The organism is Stenotrophomonas sp. (assembly GCF_032066555.1).
GTDB lineage: Bacteria > Pseudomonadota > Gammaproteobacteria > Xanthomonadales > Xanthomonadaceae > Stenotrophomonas.
On sequence record NZ_DAMBKV010000016.1, the window covers coordinates 35,943 to 61,328 of the forward strand.

20 protein-coding genes are annotated in these 25,386 nt (G+C 64.5%); 8 read left to right on the forward strand and 12 right to left on the reverse strand.

Annotated elements, in window-relative coordinates; all coding sequences use genetic code 11:
• Position 1: 1 nt before the first annotated feature.
• Complete coding sequence (locus RT131_RS15680) at positions 2–1,000, forward strand: MlaA family lipoprotein (protein ID WP_313173716.1); 999 nt, start codon at positions 2–4, stop codon at positions 998–1,000.
• 182 nt (positions 1,001–1,182) lie between these two features.
• On the opposite strand, the gene RT131_RS15685 is transcribed toward RT131_RS15680, so the two are convergent.
• Both RT131_RS15685 and rmuC read right to left on the reverse strand, forming a co-directional pair.
• The gene (locus RT131_RS15685) at positions 1,183–1,728 is read right to left on the reverse strand and encodes a glutathione peroxidase (RefSeq protein ID WP_313173717.1); all 546 of its coding nucleotides are present in this window, start codon (positions 1,726–1,728) and stop codon (positions 1,183–1,185) included.
• A 287-nt stretch (positions 1,729–2,015) separates the two neighbouring features.
• Complete coding sequence (rmuC, locus tag RT131_RS15690; RefSeq protein ID WP_313173718.1) at positions 2,016–3,554, reverse strand: DNA recombination protein RmuC; 1,539 nt, start codon at positions 3,552–3,554, stop codon at positions 2,016–2,018.
• A 120-nt stretch (positions 3,555–3,674) separates the two neighbouring features.
• Between rmuC and RT131_RS15695 the strand changes: the two genes are divergently transcribed.
• From RT131_RS15695 to RT131_RS15705, 3 genes are all read left to right on the forward strand, one after another.
• Positions 3,675–4,220, forward strand: coding sequence for a nucleoside 2-deoxyribosyltransferase domain-containing protein (locus RT131_RS15695; protein ID WP_313173719.1), 546 nt, complete (start codon positions 3,675–3,677; stop codon positions 4,218–4,220).
• An 18-nt stretch (positions 4,221–4,238) separates the two neighbouring features.
• Positions 4,239–4,865: a leucine efflux protein LeuE gene (gene leuE, locus RT131_RS15700; RefSeq protein WP_313173720.1), complete on the forward strand. Its 627-nt coding sequence runs from the start codon at positions 4,239–4,241 to the stop codon at positions 4,863–4,865.
• A 228-nt stretch (positions 4,866–5,093) separates the two neighbouring features.
• Complete coding sequence (locus tag RT131_RS15705; RefSeq protein WP_313173721.1) at positions 5,094–6,530, forward strand: amino acid permease; 1,437 nt, start codon at positions 5,094–5,096, stop codon at positions 6,528–6,530.
• Positions 6,531–6,840: 310 nt separating this feature from the next.
• Here RT131_RS15705 and RT131_RS15710 read toward each other — a convergent pair whose 3' ends face one another.
• Positions 6,841–8,082: a dipeptidase gene (locus RT131_RS15710; protein WP_313173722.1), complete on the reverse strand. Its 1,242-nt coding sequence runs from the start codon at positions 8,080–8,082 to the stop codon at positions 6,841–6,843.
• A gap of 214 nt (positions 8,083–8,296) precedes the next feature.
• Positions 8,297–9,466: a class I SAM-dependent rRNA methyltransferase gene (locus RT131_RS15715; RefSeq protein WP_313173723.1), complete on the reverse strand. Its 1,170-nt coding sequence runs from the start codon at positions 9,464–9,466 to the stop codon at positions 8,297–8,299.
• Positions 9,467–9,750: 284 nt separating this feature from the next.
• Between RT131_RS15715 and RT131_RS15720 the strand changes: the two genes are divergently transcribed.
• On the forward strand, positions 9,751–10,710 hold the full coding sequence (locus RT131_RS15720) for a TerC family protein (RefSeq protein ID WP_313173754.1): 960 nt from the start codon (positions 9,751–9,753) through the stop codon (positions 10,708–10,710).
• A 96-nt stretch (positions 10,711–10,806) separates the two neighbouring features.
• On the forward strand, positions 10,807–11,595 hold the full coding sequence (locus RT131_RS15725) for a rhomboid family intramembrane serine protease (protein WP_313173724.1): 789 nt from the start codon (positions 10,807–10,809) through the stop codon (positions 11,593–11,595).
• Positions 11,596–11,921: 326 nt separating this feature from the next.
• Here RT131_RS15725 and RT131_RS15730 read toward each other — a convergent pair whose 3' ends face one another.
• The 8 genes from RT131_RS15730 to rpmH all read right to left on the reverse strand — a co-directional run bounded on the left by RT131_RS15730 (position 11,922) and on the right by rpmH (position 22,024).
• A complete protein-coding gene (locus tag RT131_RS15730; protein ID WP_313173725.1) occupies positions 11,922–12,956 on the reverse strand; it encodes a glycerophosphodiester phosphodiesterase in 1,035 nt (344 codons plus the stop codon).
• A gap of 127 nt (positions 12,957–13,083) precedes the next feature.
• The gene (locus RT131_RS15735) at positions 13,084–14,700 is read right to left on the reverse strand and encodes an ATP-binding cassette domain-containing protein (RefSeq protein ID WP_313173726.1); all 1,617 of its coding nucleotides are present in this window, start codon (positions 14,698–14,700) and stop codon (positions 13,084–13,086) included.
• Positions 14,701–14,913: 213 nt separating this feature from the next.
• Positions 14,914–15,300 (reverse strand): VOC family protein, encoded by a 387-nt coding sequence (locus tag RT131_RS15740; RefSeq protein ID WP_313173727.1) that lies wholly within the window; start codon positions 15,298–15,300, stop codon positions 14,914–14,916.
• Between the two features lie 60 nt (positions 15,301–15,360).
• The gene (mnmE, locus tag RT131_RS15745; protein ID WP_313173728.1) at positions 15,361–16,710 is read right to left on the reverse strand and encodes a tRNA uridine-5-carboxymethylaminomethyl(34) synthesis GTPase MnmE; all 1,350 of its coding nucleotides are present in this window, start codon (positions 16,708–16,710) and stop codon (positions 15,361–15,363) included.
• 3 nt (positions 16,711–16,713) lie between these two features.
• Complete coding sequence (locus RT131_RS15750; RefSeq protein ID WP_313173729.1) at positions 16,714–19,392, reverse strand: polysaccharide deacetylase family protein; 2,679 nt, start codon at positions 19,390–19,392, stop codon at positions 16,714–16,716.
• 282 nt (positions 19,393–19,674) lie between these two features.
• On the reverse strand, positions 19,675–21,384 hold the full coding sequence (yidC, locus tag RT131_RS15755) for a membrane protein insertase YidC (protein ID WP_313173730.1): 1,710 nt from the start codon (positions 21,382–21,384) through the stop codon (positions 19,675–19,677).
• A complete protein-coding gene (gene rnpA / locus RT131_RS15760) occupies positions 21,384–21,845 on the reverse strand; it encodes a ribonuclease P protein component (RefSeq protein ID WP_313173755.1) in 462 nt (153 codons plus the stop codon). Before rnpA ends, yidC begins: the two co-directional genes overlap by 1 nt.
• Positions 21,846–21,883: 38 nt before the next feature.
• The gene (rpmH, locus tag RT131_RS15765) at positions 21,884–22,024 is read right to left on the reverse strand and encodes a 50S ribosomal protein L34 (protein ID WP_006404565.1); all 141 of its coding nucleotides are present in this window, start codon (positions 22,022–22,024) and stop codon (positions 21,884–21,886) included.
• A gap of 252 nt (positions 22,025–22,276) precedes the next feature.
• Between rpmH and dnaA the strand changes: the two genes are divergently transcribed.
• Positions 22,277–23,605: a chromosomal replication initiator protein DnaA gene (gene dnaA, locus RT131_RS15770; protein ID WP_313173731.1), complete on the forward strand. Its 1,329-nt coding sequence runs from the start codon at positions 22,277–22,279 to the stop codon at positions 23,603–23,605.
• Positions 23,606–23,972: 367 nt separating this feature from the next.
• Positions 23,973–25,073: a DNA polymerase III subunit beta gene (gene dnaN, locus RT131_RS15775; protein WP_313173732.1), complete on the forward strand. Its 1,101-nt coding sequence runs from the start codon at positions 23,973–23,975 to the stop codon at positions 25,071–25,073.
• Positions 25,074–25,386 lie beyond the last annotated feature (313 nt).

The following is a 25,386-nucleotide window of genomic DNA, read 5'->3' on the forward strand; positions in this document are numbered from 1 at the left end:
CATGAAACTTTTCCGTACCGTCCTTCTTCTGCTTGCCCTGGCGCTGCTTGCTGCCTGCGCCGGCAAACCCGCACGCGATGCGGTGCCAGCGTCCACGCTGGTTGCGCCACAAGCCACGGAACAGGTCGTCGGCAATACCGATGTTGTTCCCGCTGAAGCGGCGCAGGACGCCGCAACCGCGACGCCAACCGACGCCACTCAGAACGGCGTGACTGCCAGCGACGACACCGCACCGACCGGCGCCGAAGATGACTTCGCCGCACTCTACGGCGGCCCTGCGCCAGGCAGCGAGAACGCAGACGGCTCCAGCACCACCGCCATGACCTACGACCCGTGGGAGAAGTACAACCGCGGCGTGCATCGCTTCAACAATGCAGTCGACCGCGGCGTCGCGCGTCCGCTGGCCACGGCGTATGTGAATGTCGTGCCGCAGTTCGCGCGTACCGGCGTCAGCAACTTCTTCAGCAACCTGCGTTCGCCGTTGACGATGGTCAACCAGCTGCTGCAGGGCCATGCCGATGATGCCTGGGATACGCTGGGCCGTTTCCTGATGAACTCCACCTTCGGTATTGGCGGCCTGTTCGACCCAGCCAGCAAGGCGATGGTACCCAAGCGCAGCGAAGACTTCGGCCAGACCCTGGGGACCTGGGGCTGGCGCCGTTCGCGTTACGTGGAACTGCCGTTTTTCGGCCCACGTACCGTGCGTGATGTGTTCGGTCTGGCCGGTGACATTCCGTTGTCGCCGATGCGCCAGATCGAGATGGACAAGGTCCGCATCGGCCTGCAGGGCCTGCAGTTGGTGGACATGCGCGCCCAGCTGATGGCGGTGGATTCCCTGCGCGATACCGCGGTAGACGAGTACGCACTGACCCGCGATGCCTGGCTGCAACGCCGCAACTACCAGATCGAGAAGGATCTGCGTCATGGTGGCAAACGTGACGACGACGACCAGACCACGATTCCGGTGGACGCGATGCCGATGCCGAACTGGGGCGATTGATCCCGGCTGTCGCTGGATGAAAAAAGCCCGGGGAAACCCGGGCTTTTTGTTGTCCGCCTTTTCTTTTGTGGGAGCGGTGTCAACCGCGAAGCTGATGAATCAGCAGATCGCGGTTGGAACCGGTTGCCAAGCAGTTCCAGCTTCGCGGCTTATGCCGCTCCCACAACACAACGATGGCTGGTTTACGCAGCCAACGCTGCGTCGATGGCCTTGCGCAGGCCTTCGTCGTCGGCGCTGGTGTCCGGGGCGAAGCGGGCAACGACACTGCCGTCCTTGCCGATCAGGAACTTCTCGAAGTTCCACAGGATGGCCGGGGCCGGGTTGGTCTCGATGCCGAAACCGGCCAGCTTCTCGCGCAGCGGGCCATCGCCGATGGCAGCCGGCTGTGCTGCGGTCAGCTGCTGGTAGAGCGGGTGGATGTCGGCACCGGCGACGCTGATCTTGGAGAACATCGGGAAGCTGACATCATAGGTCAGGGCGCAGAACTGCTTGATCTCTTCTTCGCTGCCCGGCTCCTGCCCGTTGAAGTTGTTGGCCGGGAAACCCAGCACTTCCAGGCCGGCGTCCTTCTTTTCGCGGTACAGCTTTTCCAGGCCTTCGTACTGCGGGGTAAGGCCGCACTTGGAGGCGGTGTTGACCAGCAGCAGCACCTTGCCGCGGTAGTCGCCCAACGATGCCGGAGCGCCGTCGATGGTGGTCAGCGCGGTGTCGTAAACAGAAGCGGTCATGCGGTTGCCTGCTGGGGGTTGGGGAAAAGCCAAGGATAAACGGCGCCGTCGGCGCTGGCACGACCATCAGGTTGTAACGCTGGGTTCCGCAGTGGTGCCGATCCCATGCGGCGAGCGCCCGCCTGTAGTGCCGAGCCATGCTCGGCAGGGGCTTTCCCGGTGGCGCGTCTGCCGAGCATGGCTCGGCACTACATTGAGGTTTGCCTGGAAGGCCTCTGCCGAGCATGGCTCGGCACTACATTGAGGTTTGCCTGGAAGGCCTCTGCCGAGCATGGCTCGGCACTACCTCAGCTTTCGCTGCTTTCGGGGCTGTCTTCCTCGCCCTCGTCGTCCATACCCAGCATGGCCTGCGAGGCGTCGCTGGACAGCGACTCCACGCCGCGCAGCTTGCGTTCAATGGTGCGGGTCTTGCGGCTGGCGTCGCCCAGGCTCTTGCCGACGGTGTTGATCTGCTTCTCGGCCTTTTCGAGGATGCCGGCAAACTTGCCGAACTCGCTCTTCACCGCACCCAGCAGGCTCCATACCTCCGACGAGCGCTGTTCGATGGCCAGGGTGCGGAAGCCCATCTGCAGGCTGTTGAGCAGGGCGGTGACCGTGGTCGGGCCGGCAATCACCACGCGGTGCTCGCGCTGCAGTGCGTCCACCAGGCCGGCACGGCGGATGATCTCGGCATACAGTCCCTCGGTAGGCAGGAACATCACCGCGAAGTCGGTGCTGTGCGGCGGCACGATGTACTTGTCGCTGATCGACTTGGCCTGGATGCGGATCGCCCGCTCCAGCTGGTTGCCACTGTTGCGTACCGCCTCCACGTCGCCGGCTTCCTGCGCATCGAGCAGGCGCTCGTAGTCCTCGCGCGGGAATTTGGAATCGATCGGCAGCCACACCGGGGTATCGCCATCGCCACGGCCGGGTAGGCGCACGGCGAAGTCGACCATCTCGCCGCTGTCGGCGCGCAGCTTCACCCCGCGGGCGTACTGCTCGGCGGTCAGGGTCTGCTCGAGGATGTTGTCCAGCTGCACTTCGCCCCAGCCGCCACGGTTCTTGACGTTGCTCAGCACGCGCTTGAGGTCGCCCACGCCAGTGGCCAGCTGCTGCATCTCGCCCAGCCCGCGCTGCACCTGCTCCAGCCGTTCGGAGACCAGCTTGAACGAGGAATCCAGGCGAGTGTTGAGCGTGCTCTGCAGCTTCTCGTCCACGGTCTGCCGCATCAGCTCGAGCTTGGCCGCGTTGTCGCCCTGCAGGTCCTTCAGCCGCGCTTCCAGGGTCTGGCGCATTTCGGTGATGCGCTGTTCGTTGCGCTGGGTCAGCTCGCCCAGCTTCTGGTTGAGGGTCTCGCCGAAGCGCAGCTGGACCTGTGCACCTTCTTCGCGGCCCTTGCGCGTTTCCTCGACCAGGCTCTGCTGCAGGCCGGCCAGCTGGCGCGCGAAGGCTTCCATGCGTGCTTCCTGCTGCTGGCCGAACACGTCGAGCTGGCCGCGCACGTCCTGCAGCCGCGTGCCCAGCAACTGGGCCAGCAGCTGCTGGGCGTTGGCGGTCTCCTCGCGGCCCTTGCGGGCGTCGTCGTTGAGGCTGTCGCGCAGCTGGTCCAGGCGCTGGTCGGTGCGGGTGGACAGGTCGGTGAGGTTGCGGCCAAAGCCGTCGATGCGGGTGTCCTGCTGGCGCGCCATGCTTTCCAGCTGCTCGCGCAGTTCGCCGCGGCCGTTGCGCTGTTCTTCGCGCAAGGTGTTTTCCAGCACGGTGTTGTCATTACGGCGCAGCAACAGCAGCAGCTGCAGCACGAGGACGACGACCAACAGGCCGCCAAGGATCAGGGTTTCGGTTTGCATGGGGAGAAGTGTAGCCCTGCCTGTCTCAGAAGCTGATCCTGCAAGCAGCCGACCGCTGGCGAAAACAGCCATCGGCGCCTATCTGCGATCATGTGCACCCCCACCCGCCCTATCCCCACCATGAAGTTGCCCTCCCTGCTGCTGTCGAGCCTGTTGTGCCTGCTGCCGATGGCCGCCCTGGCCAGTGACTCGCAGACCATCACCTCGCCCCACGCCCTGCCCGCCAATGACGTGCGACCCAAGGTGTTCCTGGCTGGCAGCATCGAGATGGGCAAGGCCGGCGATTGGCAGCAGCAGGTGCAGGCTGCGCTGGCCGACGAAGGCGTGTTGATGCTCAATCCACGCCGCGCCGACTGGAACCCGGCCTGGCGTGCCGAGGCCGATGAGCCCGAGTTCCGCCGCCAGGTGGAGTGGGAACTGGCCGCGCTGGAACAGGCCGACATCGTGCTGATGTACTTCGCCCCGGGCACGCAGAGCCCGATCACCCTGCTCGAATTCGGCCTGTATGCACGCTCGGGCAAGTTGCTGGTGGCGGCACCGGCCGGCTACTGGCGCAAGGGCAACCTGGACATCACCGGCGACCGTTATGGCGTGCCGCGTTTTGATGACCTGCAGGCGTTGGTCGCCGCAGTGAAGCAGCGCATCGCCGACCAGCGCGCGCACTGAGCCCCACGGAGAGCCGCCATGCCGTGGATGGGCATCAACGACCTGGGCACCTTCGTGGTGGCCGTCATCCTGTTCCTGATGTTGCCCGGGCCGGGCACCTTCACCCTGCTCACCGCCACCGCGCGCGGTGGCGTGCGTGCCGGTTACGCCACCCTGGCCGGGCTGATGCTGGGCGACCAGATCCTCATCGCCATTGCCGCCACCGGTGTGGCCGCGCTGCTGCAGGCGCATCCAGTGCTGTTTGCCGGGCTGCGTTACGTGGGTGCGGCCTATCTGATCTGGGTCGGCATCAACCTGCTGCGGGAACCGACGGCAGCCGCTGGCGAGGCTGCGCCGGTGCAGCACGGCCGGCGCTGGTTCCGCCAGGCGCTGTTGGTGGGCGTGCTCAATCCCAAAGCCATCCTGTTCTACATGGCCTTCTTTCCGCTGTTCATCGACCCGCTGCGGCAACGCGGTGCGCTGACCCTGGCGACGATGGCGGTGCTGATCGCCCTCCTCAGCATCGGCTGGTGCTCGGTGCTGATCTTCGGTGGGCAGTTCATTGCCCGCCGCCTGGCCGGCTATCCGCGCGTTGGCGTGTGGCTGCGGCGTGCGGTCGGCGTCTGCCTGGTGGTGTTCGGGCTGCGCCTGGGTATCGCCGAGTAAGGCACTTGGATGGCGCAACCTGCTGGCGTCGGGGCGGGCCTGCAGGGTCCGCATCCGACGGTCGCCGCCGCGGGCGATGCCCTGACTTTCATTTTTTATGCCGAATTCGGCGCGATGACACCTATACGCGGTAAAAGAGCGCCAGATGTCGGGTTTTTCTAGCTTTGCTGCACTGCGTTAAGCCAAACTCGGCCGCTTCCCCGAACCACCACGAACCGTGAGGTCCGCATGCAGTCCTGGCTCCGGCGCAAGCCCATCGACCAACTCACCGAACACGAAGAAGGCCGTCGGCTTGTTCCAACGCTGAGCTGGCCTCACCTGGTGGCGCTCGGCATCGGCGCCATCGTCGGCACCGGCATCTACACGCTGATCGGCGTGGGTGCGGACAAGGCCGGCCCTGCGGTGCTGCTGTCCTTCATCATCGCCGGTGCGATCTGCGCCTGTGCGGCACTGGCCTATGCCGAGCTGTCGACGATGATGCCGGCCGCCGGCAGCGCCTATACCTACAGCTACAGTGCGCTGGGCGAGACCATCGCCTGGGTGGTGGGCTGGAGCCTGATCCTGGAGTACTCGCTGGTGGTGAGTACGGTAGCAGTCGGTTGGTCCGGCTACTTCGTCGGCTTCCTGGAGTGGCTGCACACCTCGTTCGGCTGGAACGTGGCCCTGCCGCAAGCCCTGGCTGCCGGTCCGCACGTGGAAGGCGGCTTCCTCAACGTGCCGGCCATCGTCATTACCTTCCTGGTCGCCGGCATGCTGATGGTCGGCACCAAGGAGAGCGCCACCCTCAATGCGGTGCTGGTGGTGTTCAAGCTGATCGCGCTGGCGGTGTTCGTTGCGGTTGCGCTGCCGGCCTTCAACGCCGAGAACCTGCAGCCGTTCATGCCCTATGGCTTCCCCAAGTCGATCAGCGCCGATGGCGTGGAACGCGGGGTGATGGCGGCGGCGGCGATCATCTTCTTCGCCTTCTACGGCTTCGATGCGATCTCCACCGCCGCCGAGGAAACCAAGAACCCCAAGCGCGACCTTTCGATCGGCATCATCGGTTCGATGGTTGGCTGCACCATCATCTACCTGCTGGTGGCCTTGGCCGCAGTCGGTGCGATGAGCTACACGGTGTTCGGCAAGAGCGCCGAGCCGCTGGCCCTGATCATGCGCGAACTCGGCCACGGCACTGCCGCGCTGGTGATCGGCATTGTCGCCATCATCGCCCTGCCGACCGTGTTGTTGGCCTTCTTCTACGGCCAGAGCCGCATCTTCTTCGTGATGTCGCGTGATGGCCTGTTGCCGCGCGGCCTGTCCAAGGTCAACCAGCGCACCGGCACGCCAGTGGTCATCACCCTGTTCACCGCCGTGCTGGTGGCCGCGCTGGCCGGTGTGGCGCGCCTGGATGAAATCGCCGCGCTGGCCAATGCCGGCACCCTGGCCGCGTTCACCGCCGTGGGCCTGTGCCTGCTGGTACTGCGCAAGCGCGAGCCCAACCGTCCGCGCACCTTCCGCACGCCGCTGGCCTGGGTGGTCGGGCCGCTGGCGATCGGCGGCTGCATCTACCTGTTCATCAGCCTGCCGATGCGCACCCAGCTGTGGTTCCTGGCCTGGAACGTGTTCGGCCTGCTGGTCTATGCCGTGTACAGCCGCCGCAATGCGGTGCTGGGACGTGGCAAGTAATCCACAAGCTGTTGTGGATAACGCAGAAAGCGGGCTTCGGCCCGCTTTTTGTTTTTGGGGGTTTGTGGGTTCTGCTTGAAGAGCACCCCTCCCCAGCCCTCCCCTTGCCTGCGGCAAAGGGAGGGAGCAGAGCCGCCCCTCCCTTGCGCTTAGCGCAGGGGAGGGTTGAGGAGGGGTGCCTTTGCCTTAAAGCTTTAAAGCCTTGCAGCTCCCCACCTGTGGATAACCCACTTATCCCCACCAAGTTGTGGATAAAAACAAAGCGGGCACTAAGCCCGCTTTGTCATTCCACTTATCCACCAGCGCGCGCTCAGGACTTCTTCTGTGCCGCCGCATAGTCCTGCGCCTGGCGCATCACCCGCAGCACGTTGCCGCTCCAGATGTTGGCAATCTGCGCATCACTCAGTCCACGGCGCTGCATCCACGCGGTGATCTTGGGCAGGTCGGCCGCGTCTTCCATGCCGGTCACACCGCCACCGCCGTCCCAATCCATGCCGATGCCGACATGATCCGGGCCGACCACGTCGAGCATGTGGCCGAAGTGCTGGAAGAAGTCATCCAGCGTGGCCTTGCGGCGCGGGTATTTCTGGTCGAGCTCGGCCATCGCCTTGCGCAGTTCCACGCCCTTGGCCATGGTCATGTTTTCCCAACCGCCCAGGCGCTTTTCCAGTTCTTCTTCGGCCTGCTTGCGCTCGGCGCTCTTGGTCTCGTCGACCAGGTAACCACCGTAGGCATTGGCCTGCACCACGCCGCCCTTGGCGGCCAGCTGGCGCAGGCGCGCGTCGTCCAGGTTGCGCGGGTGGTTGAACACCGCCTTGGCCGAGCTGTGCGACAGGATGAAGGGCACCGGCATCATCTCGATCAGGTTGTCGAACACCGCATCGGAGGCGTGCGACTGGTCGATCACGATGCCCAGCTTCACTGCCTCGTTGACCAGCGCCTTGCCGGCCGGACTCAGGCCGTTCCACTCCGCACCCTTGGGATCGGTGGCCGAATCGGCGAACTCGTTGTTGGCGAAGTGCACCGTCGACATCAGCCGCAGGCCGGCCTTGTAGTAGTAACTCAGCAAGGTCGGGTCGGCGACCAGCGGGCTGCCGTTCTCCATGCTGATGTAGACCACGCGCTTGCCGGCGGCCTTGATCCTTGCAGCATCGTCAGCCGTCAGTGCCAGCTGGAACTTGTCCGGGTTGGCGGCGAGCATCTCGTGGATTTCCTGCATGCGCTGCAGGCCGTGGTCGCGCTCGGCGATATGCGCGGCCGGGCTGCGGTCGCCCTGGTCGGTGTAGATGGCGAAGAAGCCGCCATCCAGCGCACCTTCGACCATGCGCGGGTAGTCCACCTGCGACAGCGCATTGTGGTCGTGACGCTGCATGATGTTGAAGTCGGCACGACCGAAGTTGGCCGGCGTATCCAGATGCGAATCCAGGGTCAGCAGTTTCTGCTGCAGAGCGGTGGCCTTGCTCAGCTCAGCCTGGCTGAACTCCACCGCCGAGGCGGCCAGCGGAACGCACAACGACAGGGATACCAGCAGGGACAGGGGACGCAGCGTCATGAGGCCTCACCGTGAAGGGAAAGGCCAGACCTTAGCGCTGTAGTGGAGCCGCGGGCCAGTGACGGACGGCATGGAGGCGGCTCTTGTAGTGCCGAGCCATGCTCGGTTGGAGCTCTACCGGGAAGGCCGCTGCCGAGCATGGCTCGGCACTACACGGTGCGGAGCCCTCCCTTTCGCGTAGCGAAGGGGAGGGTTGGGAGGGGTCGCTTTTGCCTCAGTCCAGCACGCGGCAGAACACCGCCTTGAGGTAACGCGATTCCTGCACGTGGGCCATGAACGGATGGTCCGGGCCGGCGCCGGCTACCTTCAGGATCTGGATGGTGCGGCCGGAGAAGTACGCGGCACGGCGCAGCATGTCGAGGAACTGGTCCTCGGCCACCAGGCCGGTGCAGGAGAAGGTGGCGAACAGGCCGCCAGGCTTGACCACGCCCAAGGCCAGCTTGTTCATGTCCAGGTACTTCTTCAGCGCGGTGATCACCTGGTCGCGGTCGCGGGTCATCTTGGCCGGGTCCAGGATCACCACGTCGTACTGGTCGCCACGGTTGGCCGCATCACGCAGCCACGGGAAGATGTCGGCCTGCACGAACTTGGGCTTGGCGTTGTTCAAACGCGCATTGCCCTTGGCAATGTGGATCACGTCCTGGTCGATGTCCACGCCCAGCACCTCGGCGGCACCGCGCGCTGCGGCATACACCGCGAAGCCACCGGTGTTGCAGCACAGGTCGAGCACGCTCTTGCCTTCCACCTGCTGGCTCAGCCACTCACGGTTCTCGCGCTGGTCGGCGAAGAAGCCGGTCTTGTGTGCACCGGCCGGGTCGGCACGGAACTTGATGCCGTACTCGGTGATCACGGCCGGTTCGGTGGTGGTGTTGCCGTGGAAATCGAAGCTTTCCTGCTTCTGCACGTGTTCGTCGGCGAAGCTGTGGAAGCGGCAGCCCGGGAACAGGTCACGCAGCGCCTCGTAGATCCATTCGCGGTGGCGGAACATGCCGGCGGCGAAGAATTCCACCACCAGCAGGTCGTCATAGCGGTCCACCACCAGGCCGGACAGGCCGTCGCCTTCGCTGTGGACAACGCGCCAGGCATTGGAGATGGCGTCCAGCTTCAGCACGTCACGACGCAGCGACACCGCCTGCGCCAGCTTCTGCGCGAACCAGGCCTGGTCCACCGCCACGTCCGGGTTGGTTTCCAGGATGCGCACGGCGATGCGCGAGTGGCCGTTGTAGAAGCCGCGGCCAATCCACTCGCCGTCCACGCCGACCACATCGACGATGGTGCCGGACTTGGGCTTGACGGTCGGCTTTTCGACCAGTTTCTGGAAAATCCACGGGTGGCTGGAGCGCCACGCGTTCTTCAGGCGTACGACGGGGAGTGGGGTATTCATGGCCGCTATTGTAGCCGGGCGCTGCCCCCTGCCTGCAGCGTATTCATTGACTGTAATGGGCACAGGCCGCACTATTCGCTCCAGAAGGGGAGTAGCTCCCAGACGTTGTCGCCGTCAATTCGAGTCGCAAGACTCCGGTGCAACGGCAGTCCCGCCCATCGGGACTGTGAGCAAGACCTTCGCCGCATTGGCGAAGCTCTGTCCCCGGTCTCCCCGATTCCGTGTCCAGCTCTTGGCCTTTGTGGTTCCGAGATACCCCCGTTCACGACCGGAATTTCATCATGATGCAGACAATTGGTAATCCTTGGCTGTGGGGCGGCTTCATCGTCGTCGTCATTGCCGCGCTGTTGATCGACCTGGTGCTGATGCGCCACGGTGGTCCGCACAAAGTCACCTTCAAGGAGGCCATCTACTGGTCGCTGGGCTGGGTGGCGCTGGCCTTGGCCTTCAATGCGGGCCTTTGGTACTACCTGCACGAGACCGCAGGCGCGGCCGTTGCCAATGAAGTGGGTCTGCAGTTCCTGACCGGCTACCTGATCGAGAAGGCGCTGGCGGTCGACAATATCTTCGTCTTCCTGCTGATCATGGGCTACTTCGCGGTGCCCGAGACGCAGCGCCAGCGTGTGCTGATCATCGGCATCCTGGGCGCGATCGTGCTGCGTACGATCATGATCTTCGCCGGTTCCGTGCTGGTTACCCAGTTCCATTGGCTGCTCTACGTGTTCGGCGCCTTCCTGCTCTACACCGGCTGGAAGATGTGGTTCGCCGCCAGCGAGGAGCCCAGCCTGGATAACAACCCGGCGCTGAAGTTCATGCGCAAGCACCTGCGTATCACCCACGAGTACAACGGCAACCGCCTGGTCGCCGAGAAGGACGGCGTGCGCTGGTTCACCCCGATGTTCGTGGTGCTGATCCTGATCGCGGTCACCGACGTGATCTTCGCGGTGGACTCGATCCCGGCCATCTTCGCCATCACCACCGACCCGTTCATCGTGCTGACCTCGAACGTGTTCGCGGTGCTGGGCCTGCGCGCGATGTTCTTCCTGCTGGCCGGCATGGCCGACCGTTTCCACCTGTTGCCCTACGGCCTGGCCGTCATCCTGGCCTTCATCGGTACCAAGATGCTGCTGATCGACATCTTCAAGATCCCGGTCCCGGTTTCGCTGGGTGTGGTGGCCGCGATCCTGGTGGCCACGGTGATCCTGAGCCTGAAGATCCCGCCGAAGGGCGGACACAAGGCCTGATGTCAGCACCACCGGCGGGATTGTCCCGCCGGTGGCACGCCAGATCCCAAGCGCGGCGCCCTTGGCTTTCGCCCAAGGCGCCGCAATCCCTTGAACATGGACACGCCAACTCTGCCCGATACCGGCGACACGCCGGCCACCGTCGCCCGCAACGACCGCAGCCGGGTGCTGCGCGCGTTCAACATCAGCCTGGGCTTCGTCCTGCTGCTGGTGGCGATGTTCGCCCTGCAGAGCAGCGGCTGGGATTGGCGGCCGTGGGCGGTAGCGCCGCTGGAAGCCAGCGGTCTGGCCGGCCTGCTTGGCGCGCCCCTGCTGCATGGGTCGATCGAACACCTGGGCGCCAACGCGGTCGCCCTGCTTATTCTTGGTACGTTGGCTGGCAGTGTTTATCCCAAAGCCACCCTGCGTGCCCTGCCCTTGCTGTGGATAGGTTCCGGCCTGGGCGCGTGGATGCTGGGCGAGGCCGGCAGCCGCCATCTCGGTGCCAGCGGCCTGACCCACGGCCTGATGTTCCTGGTGTTCGTGCTCGGCCTGCTGCGGCGCGACCGGCCGGCAATTGCCGCCAGCCTGATCGGCTTCCTGTTCTACGGCAGCATGCTGATCACCATCCTGCCGCATGAGCCGGGCGTGTCCTGGCAGTCACATATGGGCGGTGCCGCCGCCGGCGTGATCGCCGCGCTGCTGTTCCGCAACGCCGACCCGCGCGCTGAGCGCAAGCGCTACAGCTGGGAAGACGAGGAAGACGCCGAGCAGCTGGCCGAAGCCGACAACGAACTGGAACCGCCCGCACCGGGCCAGGTGCCGGTGCTGTGGCAGCCGCGCGAAGGCCGTGACTATGAGGTAGTGGTGCCGCTGCGACGCCGGGATTCGAACGAACCGTCCTAAGAGCAGAAGCGGTAGTGCCGAGCCATGCTCGGCAGAGGCTCTACCAGCAATCCATCAACCTGCAGGAGCGGCATCAGCCGCGAAGCTGCCGATGCTTGAAAGGCCTAAAAGCCAACCCCTCCCCAGCCCTCCCCTTGGCTACGCCAAAGGGAGGGGGCGGTTCCTGGCGACTGACAGCATGCAAGGCAGCCGCTTGGCTCCCTCCCTTTGGCGCAGCCAAGGGGGTGAAGAAGGCCTGCTTGCGCGCCATTGGCGCGCGGCCTGATGAACGACCGAAGGCTGTGCCTTCGGGCCGGACGGGTTGGGGAGGGGTCGCTCTTCAGCTTTTAAGAACCGCCATCCACCGCCCGTCGTCCCAGCGCCGGATCATCGGTGAAGAACGCATCAATACCCGCCTGCAGATAGGCGCGGATCTCGGCCACCGAGGCTTCCGGATTGCGCGCATTCTCCGCCCCTTGGCGCAATGCCGGTGGCAGGAACGGGTTTTCCGGGCGGAAGCTGTAGGCCACTACCTGCAGGCCGACGGCATGCGCGTCGCCGATCAGGGCGGTAGGCGCAGCCAGTTTGCCCTGTGCATCCAGCGGCACCAGCGCGCGCCGTTCCACGCCGATCGCATCGGCATAGCTGGCGATATCGCGCAGGCCGGCTGGCGTCATCATCTGTGCATAAGTCAGGCTGCCACCGGCCAAGGCAATGTCAGCCGGCTTCTCGTCGCTGGAATCGAGCAACTGCAGCAGGCGGATATTGCTGTCCTTGCCGAGCTTGCTGCGGATCTGGCGCAGGTTGGCCGTCTCGAAGGACTGCAGCAGGATCGGCGCGACCTTGGTGTAGCTGTTGCCCTGCAGGCTGGCCAGCAGCTTGTCTTCCATCGGCAGGCCGATGCTCTTGAAGTAGCTGCCGTGCTTGATCTCCGGCGCCAGGCCGATACCGCGGTTGGCACGCCCGGCCTGCTGCACCAGGAAGCTGATGATCTCGTCCAGGGTGGCAATGCGGAACTGTCCGTCGAAGGCGGTGCCGCGGATCTGCGGCAGGCGCTCACGCGCGTACAGCGTCTTCAGCTCGGCGACGGTGAAGTCTTCGGTGAACCAGCCTTCGACCTGCTGGCCGTCGATCAGCTTGCGGGTGCGGCGGCTGGCGAACTCGGGGTGGCTGGCGACATCGGTGGTCGAGCCGATCTCGTTCTCGTGCCGGGCCAGCATCACCCCGTCCTTGCTCATCACCAGGTCCGGCTCGATGTAATCGGCGCCGTCGCTGATGGCCTGTGCATAAGCGGCCAGGGTGTGCTCGGGCAGCAGTGCGCTGGCACCACGGTGCGCGTACACCGAAACCTGGGGATAAGTCTGCGCGGCTGAGCTGTCCATTGCCCAACAGCATGCCACGCCAACCCCCACCGCCATCAACCAGGCCCAGCTTCGCACCGTCACTACTCCAATCGAAAACAAGGCGCGCAGCATGACGGCTGCATGTGACGCGCGTAAGAACACCGCGTCACTGATTGCGTTGCCACTGCCAGCCATCCGCGTCGGCCTGCAGGCGCGCGGTGATGCCGATGGCCTGCAGCAGTGCCTCGTCATGCGAGACCAGCAACAGGCTGCCCTGGTATTGGCGCAACAGGTCTTCCAGAGCCGCCAGCGCATCCAGGTCCAGGTGATTGCCGGGTTCGTCCAGCAACAGCAGCTGTGCCGGTGGATCGGCATACAGCGCGCAGGCCAGGCCGGCTTTCAGTCGCTGCCCGCCGCTGAGCAGGCCAGAAGGCATCTGTACGTGGTTTGCATCCAGGCCAAGCAGGGCCAGCCGGCTACGCAACTCGCCCTCGGCCATGGCTGGATTACGCAGACGCAAGGCGTCCAGCACGCTGCTGTGCGCGGGTAGCAGCTGCAGCTGCTGATCCAGCAAGGCAGCAGGTACCTGCACGCTCACCTTGCCAGCCCGCACTGGCAGCTGTCCTGCCAACACCTTCAGCAATGTCGACTTACCCACACCGTTGGCACCGGTGATGGCAACGCGTTCGCCACGGCGCAGGTTGAAGTCCAGCGCGCGCAGCGCCGGTGCCACATGCGGCAGCTGCAGTCCGCTGGAACGCACCACCCACTCCGGCCCGCTGGTTTGCACATTTGGGACCAGCAACACCGGGGCGGCGGCTTCGCTGTCGGCCTGTGCCTCGCGCACGGCGTCGTGCAGCTGCACCTGCCGCTGATCCAGCTGCGCGCGTGCCTTGCCGAGGCTGGCTTCGGCACGTTGCCGCTGCAAGCCAAGCAGGATCGGCGCCTGATTGGCGTTGGCGGCCTCGCGGTTGCCGCGCGCGCTGCGTTGTTCCAACCGCTGCCGTTGATCGCGCAGAACCTGCTCGCCCTTGCGCCGCTCATGCCGGCGTTGCTGCAACAAAGCTTCGGCTGCGGCACGTTCGCCAGCGCGCGCCTGTGCATAAAAGGCATGGTTGCCGCCGTAGCTGCGCAGCCCCTGCGGCGACAGTTCGACGATGCGCTCCACCTGTTGCAACAGCAGCCGGTCATGGCTGACCAGGATCAGGCCCTGCTTTCTCGCGCGCAGCTGCTCGGCCAACCAGTGCCGGCCGGCGTGATCGAGATGATTGCTGGGTTCGTCGAGGATCAGCCACTCCACCGGCTGCAGCAACGCACCCACCAAAGCGACGCGCATGCATTGCCCGCCACTGAGCTTATCCACAGGTGTATCGGCATCAACGCCGTGCAAGCCTGCATCAGCCAAGGCCTGCTGCAGGGTTTCGCACAGGCTCCATTGCTCGCCAATCGCGTCGAAATCCGCTTGCTGCGTGCTTCCGGCTTCAATCCTGCGCAATGCATCCACACGCTTATCCACAGCCGCGAGTTCGGCTACACGCTGTCCTGCTCGTGGTTGTACCTGCTGTGCGAGGTAGTAGGCCTCACCGATGCGACGGCAATGCCCGGCACTGGGCTGACGCAATCCAGCCAGTATCTGCGCGAGTACGGATTTGCCCACGCCGTTGCGGCCGACCAGACCGGTGGGCCGGTCATCGAACTGTGCGGTGAGGTTGGAGAACAGGCTGCGCCCATCGGGCGTGTGCCACGCGACGCCATCCAGCGTCACGGAAATTGAGTGTGTCATGCGGTATTCCATCGATGCCCGAAGCACCCGGCCGCCAGCGGCAGCAGGGACTGGTAGGGACCGTCATCAAGACGGTGGCATCAATGGCGCATTGGACTGACTCCGTTGGCGGGGGGATCCCGTAACAGGGCCTAGCCTAACGGCGGCAAACAGAACTGTCAGTAACCGGCGGCGCGTAGTGGTCCGCGCCGCCGCTGTGGGGAAAGCTGATGCTCAGGCCTGGGCCGCACGGTGCGTGGCACACAGCTTGTTGCCGGCCGGATCGCGCAGATACGCGAGGTAGAGTGGGCCGAATGGGCTTTGCCGCGGTCCCGGCGGGTCTTCCACGCTCACACCACCGTTGCCAACACCTGCCGCATGCCAGGCCTCGACCACCTCCGGCGAGGCGCAGCTGAAGCCGATGGTGCCGCCATTGGCGTGCGTTGCGGGCTCGCCGTTGCGCGGATGGCCGACGATCAGCAGCGCGCCGCCATGGCGGTACACCACGTTGCCCTTGGGATCGACGAAACCCGGCTTTGCGCCGAGCGTGGACAGCAGCGCGTCATAGAACGCCTTGGATGCCTCGATGTCATTTGCCCCCACCACGATGTGCGAAAACATCAACTACCTCCTGACTATTGCGTTGGCTGGCCCCTGCGGGCCGATGGCTCCACAGCGGCATTATTTGCCGATGCAGAAGCTCGAGAAAATCCTGCCCAGCAGGTCGTCGGCGGTCATGCGGCCGGTGATTTCGCCGAGCGCATCATGCGCCAGCCGCAGTTCCTCGGCGGCCAGTTCCAGCTGGTCGTAGTGCAATTGCCCATCGGCCGCGTCGAGGTGTTCGCTGGCCAGGGCCAGCGCTTCGACATGGCGCAGGCGCGCGGAGAACTCGCCCTGCATGCCCTCGCCTGCGCCATCGCTGGCGATCTCGCGCAGGCGCGCATGCAGCTGCTCCAGACCCACACCATTGGCGGCGGACAGGGCGATGCTGTCGGCGTCCAGCGCCTGCGGCCAGTCCGGCAGCAGATCGCATTTGTTGTAGATCCACAGCTGGCGGGCAGCCTGTGCTGCGGCATCGCCAATCGCGGCCCTGCCCGCCTCCGGATCGCGGGCATCGAGCACGACGATGGCCAGGTCGGCGCGCTGCATCTCGGCGCGGGCGCGGCGCATGCCTTCGCGTTCGATGGCGTCACCGCCTTCGCGCAGGCCGGCGGTGTCGACCAGCTCCAGCTCCAGGCCGTCGATGCGGATGGTCTCACGCAAGGTGTCGCGGGTGGTGCCGGCGATATCGGTGACGATGGCGCGCTCGCTGCCGGCCAAGGCATTGAGCAGCGAGCTCTTGCCGGCATTGGGGGGGCCGATCAGCACCGCGTGCAGGCCATCGCGCAGCTTGCGGCCGCGTTCGGCGTCGATGCGCAGCTGGGCCAGCAAGGCCTTGGCCTGCTCGATGCCGGCGCGCACCTGCGCGCCGCCCAGCGTGTCCAGCGGCTCGTCGGCGAAGTCGATGGCCGCTTCGACGTGGATGCGCAGCCGCACCAGTTGCTCGCCCACCTCTTCCACCCGGCGTGAGAACACGCCGTCCAGCGAACGCCGCGCGGCACGCGCGGCGCGTACGTCGCCAGCGGCGATCAGGTCGGCGATGGCTTCGGCCTGGGCCAGGTCGAGCTTGCCGTTGAGGAAGGCGCGCTCGCTGAACTCACCAGCGCGGGCCTGGCGCGCGCCCAGCTCGATGCAGCGGGCCAGCAGCTGGCGCAGCACCACCGGGCTGCCGTGGCCCTGCAGTTCCACCACGTCCTCGCCGGTAAAGCTGCGCGGGCCGGGGAAGTACAGGGCGATGCCGTCGTCGATGACCTCGCCTGCCTCATCGCGGAACCTGGCGTAATGGGCGTGGCGCGGCTTGAGCTGTGGACAACCCAGGGCAACGGCGATGCGCAGCGACTGCGGGCCGGACACGCGCAGCATGCCGACGCCACCGGCAGCAGCACCGCTGGCGATGGCAACAATGGTCTGGCCTGTGAACACGTCGCTCATGGCTTACAGCTTCTGCAGTTGTGCGCGGGCCTGCGCGGCGCCGCTGCCCTGCGGCTGCAACTCCAGGTAGGTCGTATAGGCCTGCTTGGCCTTGGCCTTGTCGCCGGCATTGAAGTAGGCGTCGCCAAGATTCAGGTAGGCCACCGCGCGCGAAGGATCGATCTTCAAGGTGTTCTCCAGCCAGCGCGCGGCTTCGGCATAGCGCTGCTGGCGGTAATAGACGAAGCCGAGGTTGTTTGCCGCCTGGGCGAAATCCGGCCGCAGCTTCAGTGCCTCGGTGAACTGCGCCACCGCCTCGTCGTAGCGCTTCTCGCGGTAGAGCTGCAGGCCGCGGTCATTGGCCTGCTGCGCGCGCTGCCGGTCCGAGGTCGGTACCGCGGCCGGCACCACCAGGGTGCTCTTGCCACCCTGCAGATCGGCCACCGTCACTGGCGCCTCGGTCTTGCCTGCAGGTTTGGCATCCTGCACGGCATCGACACGACTATTGAGGGCGATGGCGTCAGCCGAGAGCTGGCGGGTATCGGCGTTGAGGAATTCCTGGCTGTCCGGCACCTGGAACACGAACTCGCCGCCCTGCGAACCGGGCAGGCTGCCGAAGGCCGGGGTCTGCCGCGATACCGCCGATACTGCCGGCGCCACATACGCCGCCAACTCGGTGCCGGTAATCAGGCCATCGCCATTGAGATCGCCCTTGCCGGCCAGCGCCTGCAGCAGCACCCAGGTGAATACTGAATGGCCGTTCGGGCCGCTGTCGGCGACCTGCTGGTCGGCACCACCGGCGGTCAGCATCTGCCGCGCGCTGCGGCGTGCGTTCTCGCGCAGGAAGGACGACGAACTGCCACCGCGGGTCAGGCCCAGCCCGCTGTAGCAGGCATCCATCACGAACAGCACGTGCTTGGCCTGCATGCTCTCGGCGATGTTCTGGATATCGGTCATCGCGATCGCATCGGTGGCGAACTCATTCGGGTCCGAGTCCACCGGAATGATGTAGCCGAGGTCACGGCCGGAGGCGAGCTGGCGGGTCGCGCCATGGCCGGCGAAGAACACGAACACGCGGTCGTTCTTGCCGGTGCGCTCATCGGCCAGGCGGTCGTGGAAGGCGGCCAGGATGTTGTTGCGGGTAGCCTGCTGGTTCTTCAGCACGATCACCTGCGAAGACGGGAAGCCGAACTGGCCGGTCAGCGTATCGGCGATGGACTGCGCGTCGCGGCCGGCATATTCGAGCTTGGGCCATTTGGCGTAGTCATCGATGCCAATGACAATCGCCCAGGATTTTTCGTAGCCGGTGGTGACCGTGGTATCGGCGACCGCGCCCTTGCGCGCGCGGCTGACGCTGAAATCACGGCCGTTCCAGCCGGCGAACTGGTAGCCGTCGGCGATCAGCTTGTCGAGGATCTGCGGTAGCGCCTTCACCGCGCGGTCGTGGATGTCATGGAACAGGATGATGCCGCGCTGTTCCTTCTGCACCTGGTCGACCACGCGCTGCACGATGGATTCGGGCACCGGATCGGCCCAGTCCATCGAGTCGATGTTCCACATGATGGATTTCAGGCCGGCTTCGTTGAGCAGCTGCAGGCCTTCGGCATTGCGCGCCCCATACGGGAAGCGGAACAGCGGCGCGCGCTTGGCATCCACGCCCTTGAGCAGCGTGTCGGTATCGAGCACCTGCTGGCGCAGCGCATCGCCAGTGGTGCGCGACAGCTGCGCGTGGGTCAGGCTGTGGTTGCCGACCGCGTAGCCGTGCTCCATCAGGCCACGGCTGATGTCCGCCATCGGCCCGAGCTTGACCTTGCCGTCGGCCTCGACTGCGCCGAGGTTGCGGCCCACTTCGAAGAACACGCCCGGCACGTCGTAGCGTTGCAGGATGGCCACGACTTCATCGGTATAGGCCTTGTGCGGGCCGTCGTCGAAGGTCAGCACCACGGTCTTGGCGGGCAGGTCGCGGCCGAAGATCTCGCGGTCGCTGTCCTGCATCGACATCGGGTAGGGCTCGATCACGCCGAAGTCGCGCAGGATGGCGTCGCGCTTGTACAACGTGTTGAGGTGGGCGACGTAGTCGTCCCACTTCTCACGCTTGAGCTCGATGGCGCGGGTGCGTTCGAAGCGGCTGAAGATGCGGGTCAGTTCCTGGTTGTAATTGCGCTCGATCTCGTCCAGCGCTTCCAGGTCCTCGCCGATGCGCTGGTGCAGCTTGACCGCCGGCAGCGACGAATCCGCGCCCACGCGCTGATGCAGCTCACGCAGTATTTCGCGGAAAGCTAGGCGATCAGCGTCGTAGAGCTCGGGTGAGGATTCGATGTAATCCAGCACCGTGCCCAGGGTGGCGAAGCGCTGTGGATTGGGGTCACGCAGCAAGGCGTCGAACTGTGCGGCAATGGCCTGGCGTTGTTCCAACCCGTCATGGAACAACTGCTGGCCAATGCGGCTGGAGGTCTGGCGGTCAGTCGGCGATTGCTGTGCTTCGTCGGCCAGCAACACGACGATGCGGCGATGGCCATCAAGCTGTTTCTGCAGTGCGGTCAACAGCGGTGCCGCCGCTGGATTGGCTGCGGCTGCGGCCTGCGCGCTGGCCTGGGTAGGCGTCGCGGTGCCTGCCTCGTCCTTTTTGGAACAGCCGGCGACCGTCAAAGCGGCAAGCAACATGGCAGGCAGGATCAGGCGGCGCAACGACGAACGGGGCATGGCAGGCTCGGGGGTGAAAGGGTGCAGCAGAAGTGGTGATTCTAACGCCACAGGCGAAAGGCCAAGCTTGCGGCGCTGTTCGGCTGTTGGGCTGTTTGTGGGAGCGGCGTAAGCCGCGAAGCAAGCACAGCGTCAGATCGCATAGGTTCCAAGGGTTCCAGCAATGTCAGCTTCGCGGCTTACGCCGCTCCCACAAACAGCCGAGCAGACAGACAGCCAAACGGCCTGTCTTCGCGCGGCTTGGCCCAGATGCGAAAAGCCCGCCTTGCGGCGGGCTTTTGCTTACTTGGCTTCGATCACCTTGCTCGGCGCGTCTTCGCCGTGCTTCTTGATCATCCACCACTGCTGCAGCAGGCTCAGGCCGCCGTTGACCACCCAGTACAGGACCAGGCCGGACGGCATGAAGGCCATCATCACGCCGAATACCAGCGGCATGAACTGCATCATCTTCTGCTGCATCGGGTCCATGCCCACAGCCGGGGTCAGCTTCTGGGTGAACCACATCACCGCGATGTTGATGATCGGCAGGATGAAGTACGGGTCACGTGCGGTCAGGTCCTGGATCCAGCCCAGCCACGGCGCCTGGCGCAGTTCCACCGATTCCACCAGCACCCAGTACAGGGCGAAGAAGATCGGCATCTGGATCAGCAGCGGCAGGCAGCCACCCAGCGGATTGATCTTCTCCTTCTTGTACAGCTCCATCATCGCGGTCTGGAACTTCTGCTTGTCGTCGCCGTAGCGCTCCTTCAGCTGCGCGATGCGCGGCTGGAACTTGCGCATCTTGGCCTGCGACTTGAACTGCGCATTGGCCAGCGGGAACAACGCCATCTTCAACAGGATCACCAGGCCGATGATGGCCCAGCCCCAGTTGCCGACCAGCTTGTGCACCTGGTTCATCACCCAGAACAAGCCCTGGCCGATGATGGCCATGATCGAGAAGCGGCTGTAATCGACCACGCGGTCCAGGCCCTTCACGTCTTCCTTGGCGATCTGGTTCACCAGCTTCGGGCCCACCCACAGGCGTGCTTCGGTGCTGACCTTCTGGCCCGGGGCCACGGTGAAGCCGGGGCCACGGGTTTCGATCACGTTGCGCGGACCGTTCTGCGACAGCAGGTACAGCGCCGACTGGTCAGCCTGCGGAATCCAGGCAGTGAAGAAGTGGTGCTGCAGCATCGCCACCCAGCCACCACTGATGGTCTGGTTGATCGGGCCGTCTTCCATGTAGTCCTTGAACGCACGGCGCTGGTAGCCATCTGCCGGGCTGAACCAGGTAGCGCCGTTGAAGCTGAAGGAATCCGGGTTGGTCATGCCCTTGCTGATTACCGGCGGCACGCGGTCCAGCTTGCGGAACACATAACCCTGCCACGGAACAGTACCGGTATTGACCACTTCATCCTTCACGCTGATGGCGTAATCGCCACGCTTGAAGGTGTAGGTGCGATGGATGCTGACACCATTCGGGCCATTCCACACGAACGGCACCTGCACTTCGTTCTGGCCATCGGCCAGGGCCACGGCGGTGACGCCCTGCGCCGGCTGGAAGCCGTTCGCGCCCGGCACCGGCGAATTGTTCTGGCTGGCCCAACCGGCGGTGGCGCTGTACGGATGCGCCTTGTCTTCGGTCAGCAGCTGCACCGGCGGGCTACCGGCGGCCTTGGTCTGCGGGAACTGCAGCAGATCGGCGTCCAGCACGCTGCGGCCATCGAGCACCAGCTTCAATACGTCGGTGGTGACGGTCACGCGCTGTGCGCTGGCGGCCGCTTCCATGCCTGCCGGCGCGGCAGCGGCCGGCGGCTGGCCCGGGACGGAAGCCTGCGGCACATCACCGGCGACCGGCGCATGCAGATCAACGTCATTGGCGCCCGGCACGGCCGCCTGGGCGGTGGCCACGGTTGCCGGATCCGGTGCGGCCTTTTCGCGACCCCATTCCATCCACAGCAGCACGGCTACCATCAGCCAGGCAAAAATCAGGAATACACGGGTCTGGTTCATCAGCAGGCAGGCTCGGCTCGACCGGAGGAGGTATCCGGTACGTTCAAAGGAAGAGGGGTGTCAGCGCCCTCGTGCGGCGGCATTGTGCCGCCCGCAGCTACGGGGGGCAATGCGCCAGCGCGGCGCAGCAGGCGCTCAAACGCCTCACGGATCTGTTGATTGCTGGCGGTCTTGGCCGCCGACCGGGCCACGATGACGTAATCGCCACCTTTCAGGCACGACCGTAGATGGCGTGTTGCATCCCGCAACACACGCTTGATACGGTTACGACCGACCGCACGCGTATCCACCTTGCGTGACACAGCCAGACCGAGTCGAGCAGGGCTATCCCCTTTCAACCAGTGGAGTGTCATCAAGGGCTCGGATACACGGCGGGCGCCGTTGAAGACCGTTGTATATTCGGCACGCGTACGAACCCGCGCAGAGCGAGGAAATCGCTTGCGCGGGCAGGTACTGATCACGATCGGGGTTGCGCTTGCCGCTTCACGCGGCAACGCAATCAAGCGCTGAGGACTTTGCGGCCCTTGGCGCGGCGACGCGACAGGATCTTGCGGCCGTCGGCGGTCTTCATACGAGCACGGAAACCGTGATCGCGCTTGCGCTTGAGGTTGCTGGGCTGGAACGTGCGCTTGGTGGCCATTGGGGCACCTGTATGAAGTGGACGGAAAGAACCGGAAATTCTATAGACCCCCTCGGGGTCCCGTCAAGTCTGGCTTGACAAAGCTATCCACAGGCCGGTGTACATCTTGTGGATGAGCCTGTGAATAAAACCGGGACAAGCATTCCCGCATCGGGCCGGCGGTGGTAGTCTGAGCCATCCACTTTCCCCCTTCCGGCCTGTGGCCCGGCGGCTTTCTGCGCCCGGCTGGCAAGCCTTTGACGATTATTGCTGATGGATGCCTGGACACGTTGTCTTGAACGTCTGGAGGCGGAATTTCCGCCCGAAGATGTCCACACCTGGTTGAAGCCGCTGCAGGCCGACCAACGCGCAGACAGCCTTGTGCTGTACGCGCCCAACGCCTTTATTGTCGATCAAGTGCGCGAACGCTACCTGTCGCGGATCGGCGAACTGCTGACCCATTTCGCCGGTTTTGGCGAGGTGATCCTCGAAATCGGCTCGCGTCCGCGGGCACCGGAGCCGGCGCCGCTGGTCGCCCCAAGCACCGGTTCCGTGCCTGCCGCTCCCGTCGTGCCGTTCAACGGCAACCTCGATGCGCATTACACGTTCACCAATTTCGTCGAAGGCCGCAGCAACCAGCTCGGTCTGGCGGCGGCATTCCAGGCGGCGCAGAAGCCGGGCGATCGTGCGCACAACCCGCTGCTGCTGTACGGCGGCACCGGCCTGGGTAAAACCCACCTGATGCTGGCCGCAGGCAATGCCATGCGCCAGGCCAATCCGGCGGCAAAAGTGCTGTATCTGCGGTCGGAACAGTTCTTCAGCGCGATGATCCGTGCGCTGCAGGAAAAGACCATGGACCAGTTCAAGCGCCAGTTCCAGCAGGTCGACGCGCTGCTGATCGATGACATCCAGTTCTTCGCCGGCAAGGACCGTACCCAGGAAGAGTTTTTCCATACTTTCAATGCGTTGTTCGATGGCAAGCAACAGATCATCCTGACCTGCGACCGCTATCCACGCGAAGTGGAAGGCCTGGAAGCCCGCCTGAAATCGCGCCTGGCCTGGGGTTTGTCGGTGGCCATCGAGCCGCCGGACTTTGAAACCCGTGCTGCCATCGTGCTGGCCAAGGCCCGCGAACGCGGCGCCGAGATTCCGGACGACGTGGCCTTCCTGATCGCCAAGAAGATGCGCTCCAACGTGCGTGATCTGGAAGGTGCGCTCAATACGCTGACTGCCCGCGCCAATTTCACCGGCCGCGCAATCACCACCGAGTTTGCCCAGGAAACCCTGCGCGATCTGCTGCGTGCCCAGCAACAAGCCATCAGCATCCCCAATATCCAGAAAACGGTTGCCGACTACTACGGCCTGCAGATCAAGGATCTGCTGTCAAAGCGGCGCACCCGTTCCCTGGCCCGTCCACGCCAGGTGGCCATGGCGCTGACCAAGGAACTGACTGAACACAGCCTGCCGGAAATCGGCGACGCCTTTGCCGGCCGCGACCACACCACGGTGCTGCACGCCTGTCGGCAGATCCGCACGTTGATGGAAACCGACGGCAAGCTGCGCGAGGACTGGGACAAGCTGATCCGCAAGCTCAGCGAGTAAGCCCCGGCGCTGCCCTGTGGAAACGCTCATCGATGAAACAGGTGGGAAAACCATTGGGGCAACGAGGTCTGGGCCGGAAGTGCAGCGAATGATGCACCGACGCCACTGCGGCGTCATCGCACAAAACGGTGCATGATTCGGGGGCAGGCTCTGGGGAAGTTGTGGATAAAATTGGCCGGCAGATCCGGATCAAAATTATCCACAGGTTCACCCACCTGCTCAGGACCAGTAATACATGGGTTTCAGCTTCAATAAAACCTTTAAAAACAAACACTTGGGTGTGTTTTAAACCAAATCTGGCTCTACCAGCACCACCAAGCTTTTGATTTAATCCACATCTTTTAAAAGCATAGGGGCACGAAACCACATGCGTTTCACACTGCAGCGCGAAGCCTTTCTCAAGCCGTTGGCCCAGGTCGTCAACGTGGTTGAACGCCGTCAGACCCTGCCGGTTCTGGCTAATTTCCTCGTCCAGGTTCAGGGCGGCCAGCTTTCGCTGACCGGTACCGATCTGGAAGTGGAAATGGTCTCCCGCATTGCGGTCGAAGACGCCCAGGACGGCGAAACCACGATTCCGGCGCGCAAGCTGTTCGAAATCATCCGCGCCCTGCCCGATGGCAGCCGCATCACGGTTTCGCAGACGGGCGACAAGATCACGGTCCAGGCTGGCCGTAGCCGTTTCACCCTGGCCACGTTGCCCGCCAACGACTTCCCGTCGGTTGACGAGGTTGAAGCCACCGAACGCGTTGTCGTGCCGGAAGCCGCGTTGAAGGAACTGATCGAACGCACGGCGTTCGCGATGGCGCAGCAGGACGTGCGCTATTATCTCAACGGCCTGCTGTTTGACCTGCGCGACAGCATCCTGCGTTGCGTTGCCACCGACGGCCACCGTCTGGCCCTGTGCGAAACCGCACTGGAAAACGATAACGGCGCCAAGCGCCAGATCATCGTGCCGCGCAAGGGCGTGACCGAACTGCAGCGTCTGCTGGAAGGCGGCGAGCGCGAAGTCGAGCTGGAAGTTGGCCGTAGCCACGTGCGCATGAAGCGCGACGATGTCACCTTCACCTCGAAGCTGATCGACGGCCGTTTCCCGGATTACGAAGCAGTGATTCCGATCGGGGCCGACCGCGAAGTGAAGGTCGAGCGCGAAACCCTGCGCGCTTCGCTGCAGCGTGCGGCAATTCTCTCCAACGAGAAGTACCGCGGTGTTCGCGTCGAAGTGACCCCGGGCCAGCTGAAGATCAGCGCGCATAACCCGGAGCAGGAAGAAGCGCAGGAAGAAATCGAGGCCGACACCACGGTCAGCGACCTGGCTATCGGCTTCAACGTGAACTACCTGCTCGATGCGCTGTCGGCGTTGCGCGATGAGCATGTTGTCATCCAGCTGCGTGATTCCAACTCCTCGGCACTGGTGCGTGAAGCCAGCAGCGAGAAGTCACGTCACGTGGTGATGCCGCTGCGTCTCTGACCTGCAGGTTCCACGTGGAACACGAAGAAGCCCGGCTTACTGCCGGGCTTTTTTTGTTTCCGGCTGAGGTTCCACGTGGAACAGATGAGCCGATGCCCCACAAGTCACGGGGTTCTGGATGCTCAGCCAGGCCTGTCGCTTTTCGCCGTGCAAGGAGAAGCGGCCAATCTTCAGGCTGCGGAATCCCAGGTTTCGGCCAGGCAATGTGGTTGGCAATGATTCCGCTGTTGCGACCAGATACCGGCTTCAATCGGAAAAACGCTCGGATCTGCGATTTCTAAGGGCATAACCTCCCCTGCTGGAGTTCTTGCCC